This window comes from Microbacterium sp. USHLN186, assembly GCF_037145155.1.
In the GTDB taxonomy this organism is placed as follows: Bacteria; Actinomycetota; Actinomycetes; order Actinomycetales; family Microbacteriaceae; genus Microbacterium.
This window is the reverse complement of record NZ_JBBCYA010000004.1, coordinates 1-18,095: the sequence shown is the minus strand read 5'-3', so window position 1 is coordinate 18,095 and position 18,095 is coordinate 1. Positions and strand designations below refer to the sequence as shown.

At 69.7% G+C, this 18,095-nt stretch carries 18 protein-coding genes; 15 read left to right on the top strand and 3 right to left on the bottom strand.

The window, feature by feature from the left end:
• Nucleotides 1-984, bottom strand: a complete 984-nt coding sequence (locus WFG93_RS09400) for an ABC transporter permease (protein ID WP_336646088.1) — start codon at nucleotides 982-984, stop codon at nucleotides 1-3.
• A gap of 265 nt (nucleotides 985-1,249) precedes the next feature.
• Here WFG93_RS09400 and lepA point away from each other — a divergent pair, with 265 nt between their 5' ends.
• The 13 genes from lepA (at nucleotide 1,250) to leuA (ending at nucleotide 15,200) form a co-directional block, all read left to right on the top strand.
• On the top strand, nucleotides 1,250-3,118 hold the full coding sequence (gene lepA / locus WFG93_RS09395; protein ID WP_336646087.1) for a translation elongation factor 4: 1,869 nt from the start codon (nucleotides 1,250-1,252) through the stop codon (nucleotides 3,116-3,118).
• A 50-nt stretch (nucleotides 3,119-3,168) separates the two neighbouring features.
• A complete protein-coding gene (locus WFG93_RS09390; RefSeq protein WP_336646086.1) occupies nucleotides 3,169-3,819 on the top strand; it encodes a DUF1990 family protein in 651 nt (216 codons plus the stop codon).
• The gene (hemW, locus tag WFG93_RS09385; protein WP_336646085.1) at nucleotides 3,819-5,075 is read left to right on the top strand and encodes a radical SAM family heme chaperone HemW; all 1,257 of its coding nucleotides are present in this window, start codon (nucleotides 3,819-3,821) and stop codon (nucleotides 5,073-5,075) included. The genes WFG93_RS09390 and hemW overlap by 1 nt, the downstream gene beginning before the upstream one ends.
• 112 nt (nucleotides 5,076-5,187) lie before the next feature.
• Entirely contained in the window at nucleotides 5,188-6,231 is a 1,044-nt protein-coding gene (hrcA, locus tag WFG93_RS09380; protein ID WP_336646084.1) for a heat-inducible transcriptional repressor HrcA, read from the top strand.
• Nucleotides 6,232-6,274: 43 nt separating this feature from the next.
• Nucleotides 6,275-7,378, top strand: a complete 1,104-nt coding sequence (gene dnaJ, locus WFG93_RS09375; RefSeq protein WP_336646083.1) for a molecular chaperone DnaJ — start codon at nucleotides 6,275-6,277, stop codon at nucleotides 7,376-7,378.
• Between the two features lie 64 nt (nucleotides 7,379-7,442).
• Entirely contained in the window at nucleotides 7,443-8,171 is a 729-nt protein-coding gene (locus WFG93_RS09370) for a 16S rRNA (uracil(1498)-N(3))-methyltransferase (RefSeq protein WP_336646082.1), read from the top strand.
• Between the two features lie 14 nt (nucleotides 8,172-8,185).
• Nucleotides 8,186-8,533, top strand: a complete 348-nt coding sequence (locus tag WFG93_RS09365) for an HIT domain-containing protein (RefSeq protein WP_336646081.1) — start codon at nucleotides 8,186-8,188, stop codon at nucleotides 8,531-8,533.
• A gap of 121 nt (nucleotides 8,534-8,654) precedes the next feature.
• On the top strand, nucleotides 8,655-9,680 hold the full coding sequence (locus WFG93_RS09360; protein WP_336646304.1) for a PhoH family protein: 1,026 nt from the start codon (nucleotides 8,655-8,657) through the stop codon (nucleotides 9,678-9,680).
• On the top strand, nucleotides 9,677-10,135 hold the full coding sequence (gene ybeY / locus WFG93_RS09355; protein ID WP_336646080.1) for an rRNA maturation RNase YbeY: 459 nt from the start codon (nucleotides 9,677-9,679) through the stop codon (nucleotides 10,133-10,135). The genes WFG93_RS09360 and ybeY overlap by 4 nt, the downstream gene beginning before the upstream one ends.
• Nucleotides 10,132-11,427 (top strand): hemolysin family protein, encoded by a 1,296-nt coding sequence (locus tag WFG93_RS09350; RefSeq protein WP_336646079.1) that lies wholly within the window; start codon nucleotides 10,132-10,134, stop codon nucleotides 11,425-11,427. The genes ybeY and WFG93_RS09350 overlap by 4 nt, the downstream gene beginning before the upstream one ends.
• Entirely contained in the window at nucleotides 11,420-12,316 is an 897-nt protein-coding gene (gene era, locus WFG93_RS09345; protein WP_336646078.1) for a GTPase Era, read from the top strand. Before WFG93_RS09350 ends, era begins: the two co-directional genes overlap by 8 nt.
• 1 nt (nucleotide 12,317) lies before the next feature.
• The gene (locus WFG93_RS09340; protein ID WP_336646077.1) at nucleotides 12,318-13,265 is read left to right on the top strand and encodes an NADP-dependent oxidoreductase; all 948 of its coding nucleotides are present in this window, start codon (nucleotides 12,318-12,320) and stop codon (nucleotides 13,263-13,265) included.
• A 180-nt stretch (nucleotides 13,266-13,445) separates the two neighbouring features.
• Nucleotides 13,446-15,200, top strand: coding sequence for a 2-isopropylmalate synthase (gene leuA / locus WFG93_RS09335; protein ID WP_336646076.1), 1,755 nt, complete (start codon nucleotides 13,446-13,448; stop codon nucleotides 15,198-15,200).
• Nucleotides 15,201-15,302: 102 nt separating this feature from the next.
• Here leuA and WFG93_RS09330 read toward each other — a convergent pair whose 3' ends face one another.
• Nucleotides 15,303-15,989: a trimeric intracellular cation channel family protein gene (locus WFG93_RS09330; RefSeq protein WP_336646075.1), complete on the bottom strand. Its 687-nt coding sequence runs from the start codon at nucleotides 15,987-15,989 to the stop codon at nucleotides 15,303-15,305.
• Between the two features lie 36 nt (nucleotides 15,990-16,025).
• Between WFG93_RS09330 and recO the strand changes: the two genes are divergently transcribed.
• Entirely contained in the window at nucleotides 16,026-16,793 is a 768-nt protein-coding gene (gene recO, locus WFG93_RS09325) for a DNA repair protein RecO (protein WP_336646074.1), read from the top strand.
• Nucleotides 16,790-17,596 (top strand): isoprenyl transferase, encoded by an 807-nt coding sequence (locus WFG93_RS09320; RefSeq protein ID WP_336646073.1) that lies wholly within the window; start codon nucleotides 16,790-16,792, stop codon nucleotides 17,594-17,596. Before recO ends, WFG93_RS09320 begins: the two co-directional genes overlap by 4 nt.
• 4 nt (nucleotides 17,597-17,600) lie before the next feature.
• On the opposite strand, the gene WFG93_RS09315 is transcribed toward WFG93_RS09320, so the two are convergent.
• Nucleotides 17,601-18,095, bottom strand: a 495-nt coding sequence (locus tag WFG93_RS09315; RefSeq protein WP_336646072.1) for an HNH endonuclease signature motif containing protein, incomplete at its 5' end; no start/stop codon positions are given.

Sequence of the window (18,095 nt, the reverse complement as noted above, 5' to 3'; positions counted from 1 at the left end):
TCAGCTCACCCTCACTCGCGGGTCGAGGACCACGACCGCGATGTCGGCCAGCACGGCGCCGATCGCGGTCAGCACGGCGCCGAAGGCGGCGACGGCGACCACACCGTGCACATCGTTGCCGTTGATCGTGGTCAGGAAGTAGCGCCCCATGCCCTGCCAGGCGAAGATCGTCTCGGTCAGGATGGCGCCGGTGAAGATCGCGGGGATCGAGAACGCGACCTGCGTGGCCACGGGGATCAGCGATGTGCGCAGCGCGTGGCGCCGGATCGCCTGGGACTTGGTGAGCCCCTTGGCGCGTGCGGTGCGCACGTAGTCCGCGCTGATGTTGTCGAGCAGCAGCGAGCGCTGCAGGAAGTGCGTGCCCGCGTACCCGGTGACGACCAGGGCGATCGTGGGCAGGATGAGGTGCTGCAGCGCGTCGATGAGCACCGGGAAGAATCCGGTGACCCCCTCGCTGGACGACCCGGTGACGTAGAAGACGCGCGTGTCGACCCAGTTGTTGAAGTTGATCGCGAGGATCACCACGGCGAGGGCGGCGACGATGATGTTGATGTTCATCGTGATGATCGACACGGCCTGCCAGATGCGGTCGCCGAGCTTGTACTGGTGGGATGCCGTGTACACGCCGATCCAGATGCCCAGCACGGTCATGATGATGGTGGCCCCGAGCACCAGCTCGGCGCTGACCCACATGCGGTACCCGATCTCGTTGTTCACCGAGCCGCCCGTGGGGCTCACGCCCCAGTCCCAGCGCAGCAGGATGCCGGTGAGCCAGGTCCACCACCGCTCGATCAGCGGTGTGCTCTCGCTGAGGTTGCGGGGGCCGAGCAGACCTTCGATCTGCTCTGGGCTCAAAGGAGGCTTGCGCCCGACGTAGTTGCTTCGCGGATCGAGGAATGACCAGGCCAGGAAGTAGGTGACATTCGTCGCGACCACGATCATGAGCAGCCAGCCGAGTGTCCGGCGCACGAGATACTTGATCAAGGTGATGATTCTTTCTCTTCTACAGACGCACGCGGGATCTGCCGACGCTGCGCTGGGTCGCATGCAATTCAAACACATCGCCCCGGAGCCGGCGCCGGACAGCCACTGACGAGTGCCTGTGACGGAGTCCTGTCGCACGTGGCATCCGATCTCACGAACGGCCTCCGGGCAACTTCGCGAGACTATCACCGCGGAAGTGGAATGGGGGATTGCCGCGGCCGGAACGTAGACTTGGCGGAACCCTTTCAGACGCACTGAGGACCACATGTCACCCCGCGCTCTCACCCCGCTGTCGCCGGCCGCGACGCCCGCCACGCAGATCCGCAACTTCTGCATCATCGCCCACATCGATCATGGCAAGTCGACCCTCGCCGACCGGATGCTGCAGGTGACCGGATCGGTCGCCGAACGCGACATGCGCGCCCAGTACCTCGACCGCATGGACATCGAGCGCGAGCGCGGCATCACCATCAAGAGCCAGGCGGTGCGCATGCCGTGGGCCCTTCGACAGGCTCAGGGAGCCAATGAAGAGGTCTACGCGCTGAACATGATCGACACGCCCGGCCACGTCGACTTCACCTACGAGGTGTCGCGCTCCCTCGCCGCGTGCGAGGGCGCCGTCCTGCTGGTGGACGCCGCGCAGGGCATCGAGGCGCAGACTCTGGCCAACCTGTATCTCGCGCTCGAGAACGACCTCACGATCATCCCGGTGCTGAACAAGATCGATCTGCCCGCCGCTGATCCCGAGAAGTTCGCCAAGGAGCTCGCGGATCTCATCGGCGGCCGCCCCGAGGACGTGCTGCGCGTCTCGGGCAAGACCGGCGTGGGCGTCGAGGATCTCCTCGACCGCATTGTGCAGGAGATCCCCGCACCGACCGGGGACCCCGACGCGCCGGCGCGCGCGATGATCTTCGACTCCGTGTACGACTCCTATCGGGGCGTCGTGACGTACGTGCGCATGGTGGACGGTCAGCTCAACCCGCGCGAGCGCATCCAGATGATGTCGACCAAGGCCACGCACGACCTGCTCGAGATCGGCGTGTCCAGCCCCGAGCCGATCCCATCGAAGGGGCTCGGCGTCGGCGAGGTGGGCTACCTCATCACCGGGGTGAAGGACGTGCGCCAGTCGAAGGTCGGCGACACCATCACGACCGCGCGCGGACCGGCATCCGAGGCTCTCGCCGGCTACACCGACCCGAAGCCGATGGTGTTCTCGGGGATCTATCCGATCGACGGCAGCGACTACGCCGAGCTGCGCGAGGCCCTCGACAAGCTGAAGCTGTCGGACGCGTCGCTGCAGTACGAGCCCGAGACCTCGGTCGCGCTGGGCTTCGGCTTCCGCTGCGGCTTCCTGGGCCTGCTGCACCTGGAGATCATCACCGAGCGGCTCTCGCGGGAGTTCGGCCTCGATCTGATCACCACCGCGCCGAGCGTGATCTACGAGGTCCTCACCGACACGGGCGAGACGGTCGTGGTGACCAACCCCAGCGAGTACCCGGACGGACGCGTCGCGTCGGTGTCCGAGCCCATGGTCAAGGCGGCGATCCTGCTGCCCAAGGACTACGTGGGCACCGTGATGGAGCTGTGCCAGTCGCGCCGCGGTTCGCTGCTGGGCATGGAGTACTTCTCGGAGGAGCGGGTCGAGCTGCGCTACAGCATCCCGCTCGGCGAGATCGTCTTCGACTTCTTCGACCAGCTGAAGTCGCGCACGCAGGGCTACGCCTCGCTCGACTACGAGCCCACCGGCCAGCAGGAGGCCGACCTGGTCAAGGTCGACGTGCTGCTGCAGGGCGAGAAGGTCGACGCGTTCAGCTCGATCGTGCACCGCGACAAGGCCTACGCGTACGGCACGATGATGGCCGAGCGGCTGCGCAAGCTCATCCCGCGGCAGCAGTTCGAGGTGCCTATCCAGGCGGCCATCGGCGCGCGCATCATCGCCCGCGAGACCATCCGCGCGATCCGCAAGGACGTGCTCGCCAAGTGCTACGGCGGTGACATCAGCCGCAAGCGCAAGCTGCTCGAGAAGCAGAAGGAGGGCAAGAAGCGCATGAAGATGGTCGGCCGGGTCGAGGTGCCGCAGGAGGCGTTCATCGCCGCGCTCTCGGGCGATGTCGAGGGCAAGGAGAAGAAGTAGGCCGAGCCGGCTGCACGTCGCGTTCAGGCAGGTCGCTTAGGCTGGGAATCATGCGTCGCGGGACATTCCGAGAAGGCACGGTCGACTATGCCGCGGTCGGTGCGACCCATGCGCCCGACCTCATGCAGTACCCGCCAGAGCGCAGCATCCCGGCGGAGGACTCCTGGCGCATCGGCAGCGGCGAGGATCGCTTCCGCACCGCCGGTGAGGCGCTGCTGTCGTGGACCGCGCAGCGCGCGGCCGGACTCGAGCTGCGCGACGTGCGCCCCGCCGCCGGTTCTGCGTACACCGGCGTGAGCTTCGACGCCGAGGGCATCCCGATCGCCCCGAACCGCTCGCAGCTCGAGCAGCGCTTCGACGCCGAGGGGACGCCGTTCGTCGCGCCGGGGATGACGCTGAAGCTGCACGGGCGCGTGAAGGGCATGCGTGCGGATGCCGAGCTGCGCGTCATCTCGGTGACCGAGGAGCGCCGCCGGATCGGATTCGTGCTGGGCACCGTGGGTGGCTCGGTCGTCAGCGGCGAGGAGTCGTTCGACCTGGACTGGCGCGAGGACACCGACGAGGTGTGGTTCACCGTGCGCGCCTTCGACGCCCCGGTGTCGCTGCTGTACCGGCTGCCCGGCATGGTGCGCCGGCGCCGGCGCGAGCTCTTCGCGCTGTACCTGCGCGCCATCTCGCCGCTGTACGCGACGCCGCTCTGATGGCGGGAGCACTGCCTCTGGGTGACCCGGCTCCGGCCGACGGCCGCCTGCCGGCGGATCTGCCGGTGGATCCCGCCGTGCCGTTCTCGGCCTACCTGCACGTGCCGTTCTGCCGCGTGCGCTGCGGCTACTGCGACTTCAACACCTACACGGCCACCGAGCTGCGCGGCGCACGCCAGGACGAGTACGCGGACACGCTGATCCGCGAGATCGAGCTCGCCCGCGCTGTGCTCGGTGAGACCGGCGGCATCCGCCCGCTCGACACGGTGTTCTTCGGCGGGGGCACGCCGACGCTGCTGCCACCGGGCGACCTGGCCCGGATGCTCACCGCGGCGACGGCCGCGTTCGGCATCCGCGACGGTGCCGAGGTCACGGTCGAGGCGAATCCCGACACGGTCACGCCCGACGTGGTGCGCACGCTCGTCGGCGCCGGCGTCACCCGCCTGTCGATCGGGATGCAGTCGGCGGTGCCGCACGTGCTGGCCGCGCTGGACCGCACGCACCGGCCCGAGAACGTGCGCACCGCGGTAGAGGCGGCGCGCGCGGCGGGACTGGACGTGAGCGTCGACCTCATCTACGGCGCGCCGGGCGAGACTCTCGCGGACTGGGAGCGGTCGCTCGATGCCGCTCTCGCCCTGCAGCCCGACCACATCTCGGCGTACGCGCTGATCATCGAGGACGGCACGAAGCTCGCCCGGCAGATCCGTCGCGGCGACGTGCCCGCCCCCGACGACGACCTGCAGGCGGACATGTACGAGGCCGCCGACGCGCGGCTCGCCGCTGCCGGGTTCGAGTGGTACGAGGTGAGCAACTGGGCCCGTCCTTCGACGGCCCTTCGACAGGCTCAGGGACCCAGTCCTGTCGACCACCGCTCACGGCACAACATGGCCTACTGGCGCGGCTCGGACTGGTGGGGCTTCGGTCCCGGCGCGCACAGCCACGTCGCCGGACTGCGCTGGTGGAACGTCAAGCACCCCGCGGCGTACGCGCAGCGTCTCGCGAGCGGGGACTCGCCCGCTGCGGGACGCGAACGCCCGGATCCCGAGGCCCGAACACTCGAGCGGGTGCTGCTGCAGAGCCGGCTCGCGGAGGGGCTCGCCATCGCGGACATCGCCGCGCAGCGTCGTGCCCGCGTCGCGGAGCTGATCGGCGACGGACTGATCGACCCGCAGGCGGCGCTGCGCGAGCGCCGGGTGCGCCTCACCCTGCGCGGACGTCTGCTGGCGGATGCCGTGGTGCGCGCGCTCACGGATTGAACCCCGTCGGCGGTCAGCGCGCAGGTGACCCGGGGTAGGATTGGCACTCTGGGGGCCGGAGTGCCAATCCAGGTGCCGGGCGGAGTCGGTTCGAGTGTCAGCGGGAGGGATCATGGTCACAGAGCGAGGGCTGGAGGTCCTCCGTGCGATCGTGCAGGACTACGTCGCCACGCACGAGCCGGTCGGCAGCAGGTCCATCGTCGAGCGGCACGCCTTCGGGGTGTCCGCGGCGACCATCCGAAACGACATGGCCCAGCTCGAGGACGAGGAGCTCATCGTAGCCCCGCACACCTCCTCGGGGCGCGTGCCGACCGACAAGGGCTACCGCGTCTTCGTCAACCACCTCGCGCAGCTGCGTCCGCTCTCGGCACCGCAACGCACGGCGATCGAGTCGTTCCTCGCCGCGCCCAGCGACCTCGACGACCTCATGGCGCGCACGGTGCGCGTGCTGACCCAGCTGACCGGGCAGGTCGCGCTCGCGCAGTACCCCTCGTTCGCCCGGGCCGCGGTGACGCACGTCGAGCTCGTCGCGCTCGCGCCCACGCGAATCCTCGTCGTGCTGGTCACCGACGCCGGTGGCGTGTCGCAGCGCATCTCGCCGCTGCCGATGGAGGTCGACGACGCCGATGTCGCCGTGCTGCGCGCGCAGCTGGCCGCCCTCATCACCGGGCGCGCGGTCAGCGAGGCCGCCGAGCGGATCTCCGCCATCGCCGAACCCGAGCCGTCCGGACCCGTCGCGCATCTGCATCCGGCGATCTCCGCGCTGGCCGCGGTGATCGGCGAGGAGCTCGCCGAGTTCCGCCAGGAGCGGCTGGTCATGGCGGGAGCGGCGACCCTCGCGCGCCGCGAGCACGACTTCCGCGGCAGCATCCATCCGCTGCTCGAGGCGATCGAGGAGCAGGTGACCCTGCTGCGGCTGATGAGCGAGATGGTCACCGACGAGCAGGGCCTGGCCACCAGCATCGGCACCGAGAACGCGCCGTTCGGTCTCGGGGAGGCCTCGATCGTCGCGAGCACCTACGGGTCCGCGGGCGGTTCCGCACGCGTCGGCGTGATGGGCCCGACGCGCATGGACTATCCGAGCAACCTCGCCGCAGCACGGGCCGTGGCCCGCTACCTGTCGCGGATGCTCGAAGAGGACGAGGCCGCCCGCTGATGCGGTGGCCGGCACATATTCACGCACACGAAGAAAGGTGACCGTGGCGGATCACTACGAAGTCCTCGGGGTGTCGAGAGACGCCTCCCAGGACGAGATCAAGAAGGCCTACCGCAAGCTGGCGCGTCAGCTGCACCCGGACGTCAACCCGGGTGAGGATGCCGCGGAGAGGTTCAAGCTCGTGACGCACGCGTACGACGTGCTCAGCGACGAGGACTCCCGGCGCCGGTACGACATGGGCGGGGACCAGGCCGGCGGCTTCGGCGGGTTCGGCGGGTTCGGCGACATCTTCGAGACGTTCTTCGGAGCCGGCGGCGCCCGCTCCGCGCGTCCGCGCTCGCGTCGCGAGCGGGGCCAGGACGCGCTCGTGCGGGTCACCCTCGAGCTCGGCGACGTCGTCTTCGGCGTGCACCGCGACATCGAGGTCGACACGGCGGTGCTCTGCGAGACGTGCCAGGGCAGCTGCTGCCAGCCCGGCACCTCGCCGGTCACCTGCGACGTGTGCGGCGGCAGCGGCCACGTCCAGCGTCAAGTGCGCAGCCTGCTGGGCAACGTCGTCACCACGCAGCCGTGCGGCAGCTGCGAGGGATACGGCACCGTCATCCCCAACCCGTGCGGTTCGTGCGCGGGTCAGGGGCGGGTGCGCTCGCGCCGCACGGTGGCGCTGGACATCCCGGCCGGCGTCGAGACCGGCCTGCGACTGCAGCTGCCCGGCTCGGGCGAGGTGGGCCGCGCGGGCGGGCCGCACGGCGACCTGTACGTGGAGATCTCGGTCGCCCCGCACCCGGTGTTCAGCCGCGACGGCGACGACCTGCTCGCGACGCTCGAGGTATCGATGACGGATGCCATCCTCGGCACCACCACCACCATCGAGGGTCTGGACGGCGCGGTCGATCTCGAACTGCGCACCGGTGTGCAGTCCGGCGACGTGCTGACCATCGCCGGACGCGGGATCACCCCGCTGCGCGGGACCCAGCGCGGCGACCTGCGCGTGGGCGTGCAGGTGATCACGCCGACCCGGCTGGACGGTGCGCAGCGCAAGCTCATCGAGGACTTCGCGAAGCGCACCAAGGCGCCCGCGCCCAAGCTCGCGCAGTTCCAGCAGGGGCTGTTCTCGAAGCTGCGCGACCGCTTCCGCACCCACTGACGCGAACCGGTTCGCGTCGCCGCTGACTCACTGACCGACTCTCTCCCCAGCCGATCGGAGCACCATGGCCCTGCACTTCGTCGTCCCCGACTGCACTGACGCCGCCGTCGGCGACGTCATCCGCCTGACCGGCACCGAGGCGCACCACGCCTCGACCGTGCGGCGGGTGCGAGTGGGCGAGACCATCACGCTCGGCGACGGCTCGGGAGTCTGGCTGGAGGGCACCGCGCAGGATGTCACCGCCGCCCAGGTCAACGTGCGCATCACCGCGCGGCGCGTGCAGGCCGGGCCCGAGACGCGCATCGTCCTCGTGCAGGCGCTGGCGAAGGGCGACCGTGACGAGCTGGCCGTGCAGGCGGCATGCGAGCTGGGCGTGGACGAGATCGTGCCCTGGCAGGCCGCGCGCAGCGTCTCGCGCTGGTCGGGGCCGAAGGCCGAGAAGGGCCGGGCGCGCTGGACGAGCATCGTGCGCGAGGCCGCCAAGCAGGCGCACCGCGCGTGGGTGCCGACCGTGACCGAGGTGGTCAGCACGGCGCAGCTCGCCGAGCGAGCCGCCGACACCCGGATGCTGCTGCTGGACCCCTGGTGCGATGCGCCGCTCAGCGGCATCCGTCCGGACGGGCGCGACCTGCTGCTCGTCGTCGGACCCGAGGGCGGCATCGCCCCGGACGAGCTCGCTCTTCTCGAGGCGGCCGGCGCCGAGCGCGTCCGGCTCGGCGAGACGGTGCTGCGCACCTCTACCGCGGGGCCGGCGGCCATCGCGGTGCTCTCGGCCAACCTCGGTCGCTGGTGAATAGACTTGGGGACATGAGCGAACCGTCGATCTTCACCCGCATCCGCAACGGGGAGATCCCGGGCGAGATCCTCGCCGAGACCGACCGGGTCTTCGCGATCCGCGACATCCACCCGCAGGCGCCGCTGCACGTGCTTGTGATCCCAAAGACCGAGCAGTACCGCGACGTCACCGAGCTCGCCGCCGGCGACCCGGGCCTGATGGCAGAGATGGTGGACGTGGCCAAGCGGCTCGCGACCGAGCACGCCAACGGCGACTACCGGCTGATCTTCAACAACGGCGCCAGTGCCGCCCAGTCGGTCTTCCATGTGCACGCGCACGTGCTCGGCAACATCGAGGAGGGCAAGCTCGTTGGCTTCTGACACTGATTCAGCTTCCGACGCCGGTTCGCGCTCGGACGCCGGTTCGGCCTCCGACAGTGCGGCGCCGTCGTTCCCCGCGCAGCCCGAGCACGTCGAGCGACTGTTCGTGGACGGCATCGCGATGGTGCAGCTGCTGGGTCCGCACGACCGTCTGCTGCGGATGCTCGAGAAGCAGCATCCGGCTGTGCAGGTCATGGTCCGCGGCAACGAGATCAGCTTGGGCGGCGCGCGCGACGATGTGGCCGCGGCACGGCGCCTGGTCGAGGAGCTGATCGAGATGACCCGCTCCGGGCACGACCTCGGCCCGAGCGACGTGGAGCAGTCCGCGCGGATCCTTCGCCGTGACGAGGGCCCTCGGCCCAGCGAGGTGCTCGGCGAGGCGATCCTGTCCACGCGCGGCCGGGTGATCCGGCCGAAGACGCTCGGCCAGAAGGAGTACGTCGACGCCATCGAGGAGAACACCATCGTGTTCGGCATCGGCCCGGCCGGTACCGGCAAGACGTACCTCGCGATGGCGAAGGCCGTGCAAGCGCTGCAGCGCAAGGAGGTGCAGCGGATCATCCTCACCCGCCCTGCGGTCGAGGCGGGGGAGCGGCTGGGCTTCCTGCCCGGTTCGCTCACCGACAAGATCGACCCGTACCTGCGTCCGCTCTACGACGCACTGAACGAGATGATGGACCCCGAGGTGGTGCCGCGGCTGATGGCGACCGGCACCATCGAGGTCGCGCCGCTGGCCTACATGCGTGGGCGCACCCTGAACGACTCGTTCGTGGTGCTCGATGAGGCGCAGAACACCACGCCCGAGCAGATGAAGATGTTCCTGACCCGGCTGGGCTTCGGCACCAAGATGGTCGTGACCGGCGACATCACCCAGGTGGATCTGCCGCAGGGTGCGTCGGGTCTGCGACTGGTCACCCGGGTGCTCGGCGACATCGACGACATCCACTTCTCGCGACTGACCAGCGAGGACGTGGTGCGCCACTCGCTGGTCGGGCGCATCGTCGACGCGTACAGCGAGTACGACGAGCAGCGCACGGCCGCCCGCGTGGAGCGTGAGCAGGCGCACCAGTTCGCCAACCGTGCCGAGCGCCGCGGCGGGCAGCGTCCCGCACCCCGCGACCGGATGCCGAAACGAGGCCTGAAATGATCGAGATCAACAACGAATCGGCCATCGACGTCGACGAGACGGTGCTGCAGCGGCTGACCGACTTCAACCTCGCCCAGCTGCACGTGAGCCCGGATGCCGAGGTGGCGATCGTCCTGGTCGACGAGGGCGCGATGGAGTCGCTGCACGTGCAGTGGATGGACGAGCCCGGGCCGACCGACGTGCTCAGCTTCCCGATGGACGAGCTGCGTCCCGGCAGCCCGGATCACCCCACCCCGCCCGGGCTGCTCGGCGACATCGTGCTGTGCCCGCAGGTGGCCGAGTCGCAGGCGCAGACTGCCGGGCACTCCCTCATGGACGAGCTGATCCTGCTGACCACGCACGGGCTGCTGCACCTGCTCGGCTTCGATCACGCCGAGCCGGACGAGGAGCGTGAGATGTTCGGGCTGCAGAAGTCGCTGATCGAGGGCTTCGCGCGCGTCGAACGCCGTCGATGACCCCGGCGATACTGCTCGCGGCGGCCGTGCTGCTGGTCGCCTTCGGCGGCCTGATGGCCGCCGTCGATGCGGCCTTCTCGGTCAGCTCGAACTCCGATCTGGAGTCGATGGCGCAGGAGGGCCGCAATGCAGCCGCCCTGCGCCGCATCGCCGCCGACCCCGCCGCGTACGTCAACGCCGTCGCCTTCATGCGCGTGCTGGCCGAGACGACGGCCGCAGTGCTCGTCACCGTGGCGCTGGATGCGCTGCTGCCCAGCATCTGGTGGGCGATGCTCGCCGCGGCGGTGCTGATGACCGGCATCACCTTCGTGCTCGTCGGCGCGAGCCCGCGCTCGTTCGGGCGGATGCGCGCGACCTCGATGCTGCGCACCTGGGCGCCGGTCGTGCGCGCCGTGCGCATCCTGCTCGGTCCGCTCGCCCAGGCCCTGGTCGCCGCAGGTCAGCGGGTCACCCCCGGCGCCGGGCGCAGCAGCTTCGCCTCAGAGGAGCAGCTGCTGAGCATGGTCGACGAGGCCGCGTCGAACCTGCTCATCGAGGAGGACGACCGCGACCTCATCCACTCGGTGTTCGACTTCACCGACCAGTTCGTGCGGGCGGTCATGGTGCCGCGCACCGAGATGATGACCGTCGACGCGCAGGCCACGACGACCGAGGCCATGGAGCTGTTCCTGCGCACCGGCGTCTCGCGCATGCCCGTCGTCGACGACGAGGCCGACGACGTGGTCGGCGTGCTCTACCTCAAGGACCTCGTGCAGTTCGCCTACCGGGACGAGAGCTCCTGGCGCGGTGCGCCGGTGCGCCCGATCGCGCGCCCGGCGGTGTTCGTGCCGGAGTCGATGCGCGCCGAGACCCTGCTGCAGCAGATGAAGCGCGACGCCGTGCACGTGTGCATCGTCGTGGACGAGCACGGCGGCATCTCCGGCCTGGTCACCCTGGAGGATCTCATCGAGGAGCTGGTCGGCGAGATCGCGGACGAGTACGACCGCGGGCCGGCCGAGGTGGTCGAGCTGGCGGACGGCCGTTACCGGGTGAACTCCCGGCTCGGGCTCGAGGACGTCGGCGACCTGTTCGGCCTGGAGCTCGAGGACGAGGACGTCGAGTCGATCGGCGGCCTGCTGGCCAAGGAGCTCGGGCGGGTGCCGCAGCCGGGCGTGACGGTCACGGTCGGCGGGCTGGTGCTCACCGGCGGGGCGTCGCGGGGGCGGGGACGCGGCATCGCCACGGTGTTCGTCGAACGCGCACCGCTGCCCGACGACCAGCAGACCGATGAGGAAGGGCGACGAGATGACTGACCAGACCCGAAGTGGGTTCGTGACCTTCGTGGGCCGGCCGAACGTCGGCAAGTCGACGTTGACGAACGCCCTGGTGGGCGAGAAGATCGCCATCACCAGCGAGAAGCCGCAGACCACCCGGCGTGCGATCCGCGGCATCCTGAACCGGCCCGATGGTCAGCTCGTGATCGTCGACACCCCCGGCATCCACCGCCCGCGCACGCTGCTCGGAGAGCGTCTGAACGATCTCGTCGAGCAGGTGCTCGGCGATGTCGATGTGATCGGGTTCTGCGTGCCGGCGACCGAGAAGATCGGCCCCGGGGATCGTCGCATCGCCGCGTCGCTCGACGGATACCCGCGTGCGAAGAAGGTCGCCATCGTCACCAAGACCGACGTCGGCGACCGCGACGAGATCGTCGAGCGGCTGATGGAGGTCGACTCGCTGCGCGAGGACTGGGCCGCGGTGATCCCGCTGTCCGCCCTCACCCGCGATCAGCTGGACGTGCTCGCCGACGAGATGCTGCGGCTGATGCCCGAGGGGCCGCGGCTGTACGAGGAGGGGATCGTCACCGACGAGTCCGAGGAGGACCGCATCGCCGAGCTGATCCGCGAGGCGGCGCTGGAGGGGGTGCGCGACGAGCTGCCGCACTCGATCGCGGTCGTGGTCGACGAGGTCGCGCCGCGCGAGGACAGCGACCTCACCGACGTGCACGCCTCGATCGTCGTCGAGCGCGACAGCCAGAAGGCGATCATCATCGGGCGCCGAGGAGCGCGGCTGCGCGACGTGGGGGCCGCCGCGCGCGCCGGCATCGAGGAGCTGCTCGGCACACGGGTGTTCCTCAAGCTGCACGTGCGCGTGGCGAAGGAGTGGCAGCGCGATCCCAAGCAGCTCGGACGGCTGGGCTTCTGAGATGGCCCGGCGCTGGATCGCCCCGCAGGGGGGATCGCCCGACGGGTGGCGTCTCGAGGAGTACGACGTCCCGGCGCCGGATGCCGGTGAGCTGACGGTCCGAGTGCACGCGGCCGGCGTGAACCCGGCCGATGCCAAGCACGTCGCCTCGCCTCGCGCAGGAGTCGAGCTGCCCGCGCTGATCGGCTACGAGGTCTCCGGCGTCGTCACCGCGGTCGGACCGGACACCGAGATCGTGACCGGACCGGTCGCGATCGGCGATGAGGTGATCGCATTCCGCGTGAGCGGCGGCTACGCCAGCGAGCTCACGCTGCCCGCGCAGAAGGTGCTGCGAAAGCCCGCGACGCTCACCCACGCCGAGGCCGCGAACCTGCTGCTCGCCGGGACCACCGCCGCCGCCATGCTGCACGCGGTGGCCGCGCAGCCGGGGGACACGCTCCTGCTGCACGCCGCCTCCGGCGCGGTCGGGGTGAGCGTCCTCCAGCAGGCGGCGCTGCGCGGCATCCGGATCATCGGCACGGCCGGTCGCGCGCGCTTCGACGAGGTGCGCCGGTTCGGCGGCATCCCGGTCGAGTACGGCGACGGGATGCTGTCGCGCATCCGCACCGCGATGTCGGATGCCGGGATCACCGGGGTCGACGCCGCCCTCGACGCGGCCGGGACGGACGAGGCCACCCAGGCCTCGCTCGCCCTGGTGAGCGACCGCAGACGGATCGTCACGATCGTCGCGCCCCGCGCCGCCGCCGAGCACGGGTTCCAGGCCAGCGCCGGCTCCGATCCTGAGACGGCGCGCTACCGCGACGCGGCGCGGCTGCCGCTTGTGGAGGCCGCCGAGCGCGGCGAGCTGATCGTGCCGATGGCACGGGAGTACCCGCTGGCACAGGCGCCGGATGCGCTGCGCCTCCTGGCCGAGGGGCACCCGGGCGGCAAGCTCGCGCTGATCCCCTGATCGAGCCCGTACGCGCACAAGCGTGAGCATTGTGCCAAGCAGGGTGTTAGCATCGATGCATGCCTCTGGGCGGTCTGCTTCTTCTTAGCTGCCGCGACGAGTCCTGATCATCGGGCCTTCCTCGTCGCGGCGCTTGAGTTGGCCTGAGCACGTTTTCTGACGAAGAGAAGCAGCCCCATCATGAAGAACCACCAGAAGCCCTCCGCGATGCCGGTGCACAAGTACCGTCCGTTCCACGAGCAGATCCGCATCGAGCTCGAGGACCGCACCTGGCCGTCGAAGCGCATCACAGAAGCGCCGCGCTGGTGCGCGGTCGACCTGCGCGACGGCAACCAGGCCCTGATCGACCCGATGTCGCCCGAGCGCAAGCGCGTCATGTTCGAGCTGCTCGTGAGCATGGGCTACAAGGAGATCGAGGTCGGGTTCCCCTCGGCCAGCCAGACCGACTTCGACTTCGTGCGCCAGTTGATCGAAGAGGACCTCATCCCCGACGACGTCACCATCCAGGTGCTGACGCAGTGCCGTGAGCACCTCATCGAGCGCACCTACGAGGCCATCACCGGCGCCAAGCAGGCGATCGTGCACTTCTACAACTCCACGAGCGTGCTGCAGCGCGAGGTCGTCTTCCGCTCCGACCGCGAGGGCGTCAAGCAGATCGCCCTGGAGGGGGCGCGGCTGTGCCGCCGGTTCGAGAAGCGCATCCCCGACACGCAGGTGTACTACGAGTACTCGCCGGAGAGCTACACCGGCACCGAGCTGGAGTACGCCGTGGAGGTCTGCAACGCGGTGATCGAGGTGCTCGAGCCCACCCCTGACCGCAAGGTGATCATCAACCTGCCGGCGACGGTCGAGATGGCATCGCCCAACGTCTACGCGGACTCGATCGAGTGGATGAACCGCCACCTCGCGCACCGCGAGAACGTGATCCTGTCGCTGCACCCGCACAACGACCGCGGCACCGCGATCGCCGCCGCGGAGCTCGGCTACCTGGCGGGCGCTGACCGCATCGAGGGATGCCTGTTCGGCAACGGCGAGCGCACCGGCAACGTCGACCTCGTCGCGCTGGGCATCAACCTGTTCACGCAGGGCATCGACCCGCAGATCGACTTCAGTGACATCGATCAGGTCAAGCGGACCGTCGAGTACTGCAATCAGCTGCCGGTGCCCGAGCGCAGCCCGTGGGCCGGCGACCTGGTCTTCACCGCGTTCAGCGGGTCGCACCAGGACGCCATCAAGAAGGGCTTCGAGGCGATGGCCGCGAAGGCCGAGGAGCGGGGCGTCTCGGTGGACGAGATCGAGTGGGGTGTGCCCTACCTGCCGGTGGACCCGAAGGACCTCGGCCGCTCGTACGAGGCCGTCATCCGGGTGAACTCCCAGTCCGGCAAGGGCGGCGTGGCCTACCTGCTGAAGACGGATCACGCGCTCGACCTGCCGCGCAAGCTGCAGATCGAGTTCTCGGGTGTGGTGCAGGCGAAGACGGATGCCGAGGGCGGCGAGGTCACCAGCGAGCAGATCTGGTCGATCTTCACCGACGAGTACCTGCCCGCCGACGACCAGTCCGCCAAGTGGGGACGTTTCGAGCTGCTGGGCACGCAGACCCGCAGTGACATGTCGGGGGAGGTGTCGCTCGACATCGTGCTGCGCGACGGGGATGCCAGCGAGCCGGCATCCGGTCGCGGCAACGGGCCCATCGCGGCGTTCATCGAGATACTGCGCGACCGTGGCTTTGACATCTCGCTGTACGACTACGTCGAGCACACGCTCTCCACGGGCGGTGACGCGCAGGCGGCCGCCTATGTCGAGCTGCAGGTCGACGATCAGCGCCTGTGGGGCGTCGGCATCGACGGCGACATCTCGACGGCCTCGCTCAAGGCGATCGTGTCGTGCGTGAACCGGTCCATCCGCACCCGGGAGCGCGAGCTCGTCAGCGCCTGAGCACGCTTTGACAGGCTCAGCGGCCCAGGATTTGCACCGTCCTGGGTCCCTGAGCCTTCCTGGGTCCCTGAGCCTTCCTGGGTCCCTGAGCCTGTCGAAGGGTCACGACTCGATGATCGGGACCATCCCCGTCTCGGTGGCCACCTTGCGCCGGTACAGCCGGCGCTGCTCGGGCAGCGACACGTCGAAGAGCACCGCGAGCACCCGGATCACGGCGGTCACGATGATCCCGATCACCGCCGCCAGTGAGATCGCGACGCCGAACGCGTGCATCACGACGATCGCCGTGCAGCCCACTCCGGCGGCCACCGCGTAGAGCGATCCGACGTGCATGATCGCGACCGGCAGTCCCATCAGCGCATCGCGCAGCATGCTGCCGCCGACCGCAGCGCACACCCCGATGAACACCGCCGGCACCGGCGGGATGCCGAAGGCGATCGCCTTGCTGACTCCGAATGCCCCGAACATGCCGATGACGACCGCGTCGAGCACCACGATGAAGGTGTTGATGCGCTGGAAGACGCCGGCGAGCAGCATCCCGAACAGCGCCGCACCGCCCGCGGTGACGAGGTACCAGTCGCTCTGCAGCGTGGCCGGCGGCTGACCCATCATGAGGTCGCGGATGAGACCGCCACCCATGCCGATCATCACGCCGATGATCGCGACCCCGAGCCAGTCCAGCCGGCGCTGGCCCTGGAAGCCGGATGCGAACATCGCGCCCTGGATGCCGCCCAGGCCGACACCGAGCAGGTCCGCCCAGAGCGGGATGGTGAAGAGCGGTTCGGTCACCCGTCCATTCTCGCGTGCCCGGGGGATAATCGTCAGGTGCCCACGTATCGAGACGAAGCGGTGATCCTGCGCACCCACAAGCTGGGTGAAGCTGACCGGATCGTCACCATGCTGTCTCGGCGCAACGGCAAGATCCGCGCGGTCGCGAAGGGAGTGCGACGCACGTCGTCGAAGTTCGGCTCGCGCCTGGAGCCGTTCATGGTCGCCGATGTCCAGATGTACAAGGGCCGTTCGCTCGACATCGTGCAGCAGGCCGACTCCCTGGGGGCCTATGGCGCTGACATCGCCGTGGACTATGAGCGCTTCACGGCGGCCAGCGCGATGGTCGAGACGGCCGATCGGCTGAACGAGGCGGAGGCCACGGTCGAACAGTACTTTCTTCTGGTCGGCGGACTGCGTTCGCTGTCGCGCGGCGAGCATTCCGCCCGCAGCATCCTGGATTCCTATCTGCTGAGGGTGATGGCGCTCTCGGGGTGGGCGCCCGCTTTGGACCACTGCGCACGGTGCGGTGCGCCCGGCCCGCATGCGCACTTCGGCGCCCAGCTGGGCGGCTCGGTGTGCCCGGCGTGCGCACCGGCCGGCAGCCCCCGCATCCCCCCGTCGGCGCTGGCGCTGCTGCGCGCCCTGATGGCGGGCGACTGGCCGATGATCGATTCCGCCCCGGCGGGGGATCTGGCTGCGGCATCCGGCACCATCGCCGCCTATGCGCAGTGGCACCTCGAACGCGGCATCCGCTCGCTCGAGCACATCACCCGCCCGGCGACGGGCGCCCCGCCCCGCACTCTTCGAGAAGGAGCACGGTGACCCCGAAGCCGTACACGCACAAGGATGCCGTGCCGTTCCGCCCGCTGGACTGGACGGGTAAGACGCCGCCGGCCTTCCCCGCAGTCCCCGAGCACATCGCGATCGTGATGGATGGGAACGGACGCTGGGCGAACCGGCGGGGATTGAACCGGATCGAGGGGCACAAGGCCGGCGAGGAGGTCCTGCTCGACGTCGTCGCGGGCGCGATCCAGGCCGGGGTGAAGCACCTGTCGGTGTACGCGTTCTCGACAGAGAACTGGGCGCGCTCGCCCGAGGAGGTGCGCTTCCTCATGGGCTACAACCGCGACGTGCTGCACCGCCGACGCGACCAGCTCAACGAGTGGGGTGTGCGCGTGCGGTGGGCGGGGCGCAAGCCGCGGCTCTGGGGCTCGGTCATCAAGGAGCTGCAGTTCGCCGAGCAGCTCACGAAGGACAACGACGTGCTCACGCTCACGATGTGCGTGAACTACGGCGGTCGGGTCGAGCTGGTCGACGCCATGCGCGCGATGGCCGAGGAGGTCAAGGCCGGGCGGATGCGACCCAGTGCCATCACCGAGAAGCAGATCCGCCGGTACCTGTACGTGCCGGACATGCCTGATGTCGACCTGTTCCTGCGCAGCTCAGGGGAGCAGCGCACCTCCAACTTCCTGCTCTGGCAGTCCGCGTACGCCGAGATGGTCTTCCTCGACACGCTGTGGCCGGACTTCTCGCGCGAGGAGCTGTGGAGCGCCATCGGGATCTACCTCGCGCGCGATCGCCGCTTCGGCGGTGCGGTGAACACCCCCGGCGCTTCATCCTCCTGACGGCTCAGCCGCCGTCGATCTCCCAGGGTGGTGTTTCGCCGTGCTTAGCTGGTGGTGGTGGGCTGGGGGTGAACATGACGCGTCGTGGGGGTCGGTCGTGGTGGGTGCGTCCGGTGGGGCTGGTCCATTCGAGGGTCCAGTCCGGCAACTGCCGGGCGCTCCACCGATGCTGATCAGGGACATCGGGGTGCTTGAGCGCGTGGTGGGCGGGGCAGAGGTGGGCGAGGTTGTCGATACAGGTCGGGCCGCCGAGGGCCCAGTCGAGCGTGTGGTCGCTCTCGCAGCGATGGATGGGCATGCGGCAGCCGGGGAAGCGGCAGTGCTGATCGCGGGCGCGCAGGAAGCGGCGCATGGGTTCGGTGGGGGTGTAGGTGTCGGTGTGGGTGAGCAGGCCGGTGGGGTCGAGGAAGAGGCGGGTCCAGCCGGTGGTGTGTCCGGCGAGGGTGCGGGCGGTGTCGGGGTGCATGGTGGCGTGTGCGTCGAGTTGGGCGGGGTTATC

Bases quoted from the DNA above. Each gene is read 5' to 3' on its own strand.
- lepA (WP_336646087.1), top strand. From the start codon at position 1,250: ATGTCACCCCGCGCTCTCACCCCGCTGTCGCCGGCCGCGACGCCCGCC.
- WFG93_RS09390 (WP_336646086.1), top strand. From the start codon at position 3,169: ATGCGTCGCGGGACATTCCGAGAAGGCACGGTCGACTATGCCGCGGTC.
- hemW (WP_336646085.1), top strand. From the start codon at position 3,819: ATGGCGGGAGCACTGCCTCTGGGTGACCCGGCTCCGGCCGACGGCCGC.
- hrcA (WP_336646084.1), top strand. From the start codon at position 5,188: ATGGTCACAGAGCGAGGGCTGGAGGTCCTCCGTGCGATCGTGCAGGAC.
- WFG93_RS09370 (WP_336646082.1), top strand. From the start codon at position 7,443: ATGGCCCTGCACTTCGTCGTCCCCGACTGCACTGACGCCGCCGTCGGC.
- WFG93_RS09365 (WP_336646081.1), top strand. From the start codon at position 8,186: ATGAGCGAACCGTCGATCTTCACCCGCATCCGCAACGGGGAGATCCCG.
- WFG93_RS09360 (WP_336646304.1), top strand. From the start codon at position 8,655: ATGGTGCAGCTGCTGGGTCCGCACGACCGTCTGCTGCGGATGCTCGAG.
- ybeY (WP_336646080.1), top strand. From the start codon at position 9,677: ATGATCGAGATCAACAACGAATCGGCCATCGACGTCGACGAGACGGTG.
- WFG93_RS09350 (WP_336646079.1), top strand. From the start codon at position 10,132: ATGACCCCGGCGATACTGCTCGCGGCGGCCGTGCTGCTGGTCGCCTTC.
- era (WP_336646078.1), top strand. From the start codon at position 11,420: ATGACTGACCAGACCCGAAGTGGGTTCGTGACCTTCGTGGGCCGGCCG.
- WFG93_RS09340 (WP_336646077.1), top strand. From the start codon at position 12,318: ATGGCCCGGCGCTGGATCGCCCCGCAGGGGGGATCGCCCGACGGGTGG.
- leuA (WP_336646076.1), top strand. From the start codon at position 13,446: ATGAAGAACCACCAGAAGCCCTCCGCGATGCCGGTGCACAAGTACCGT.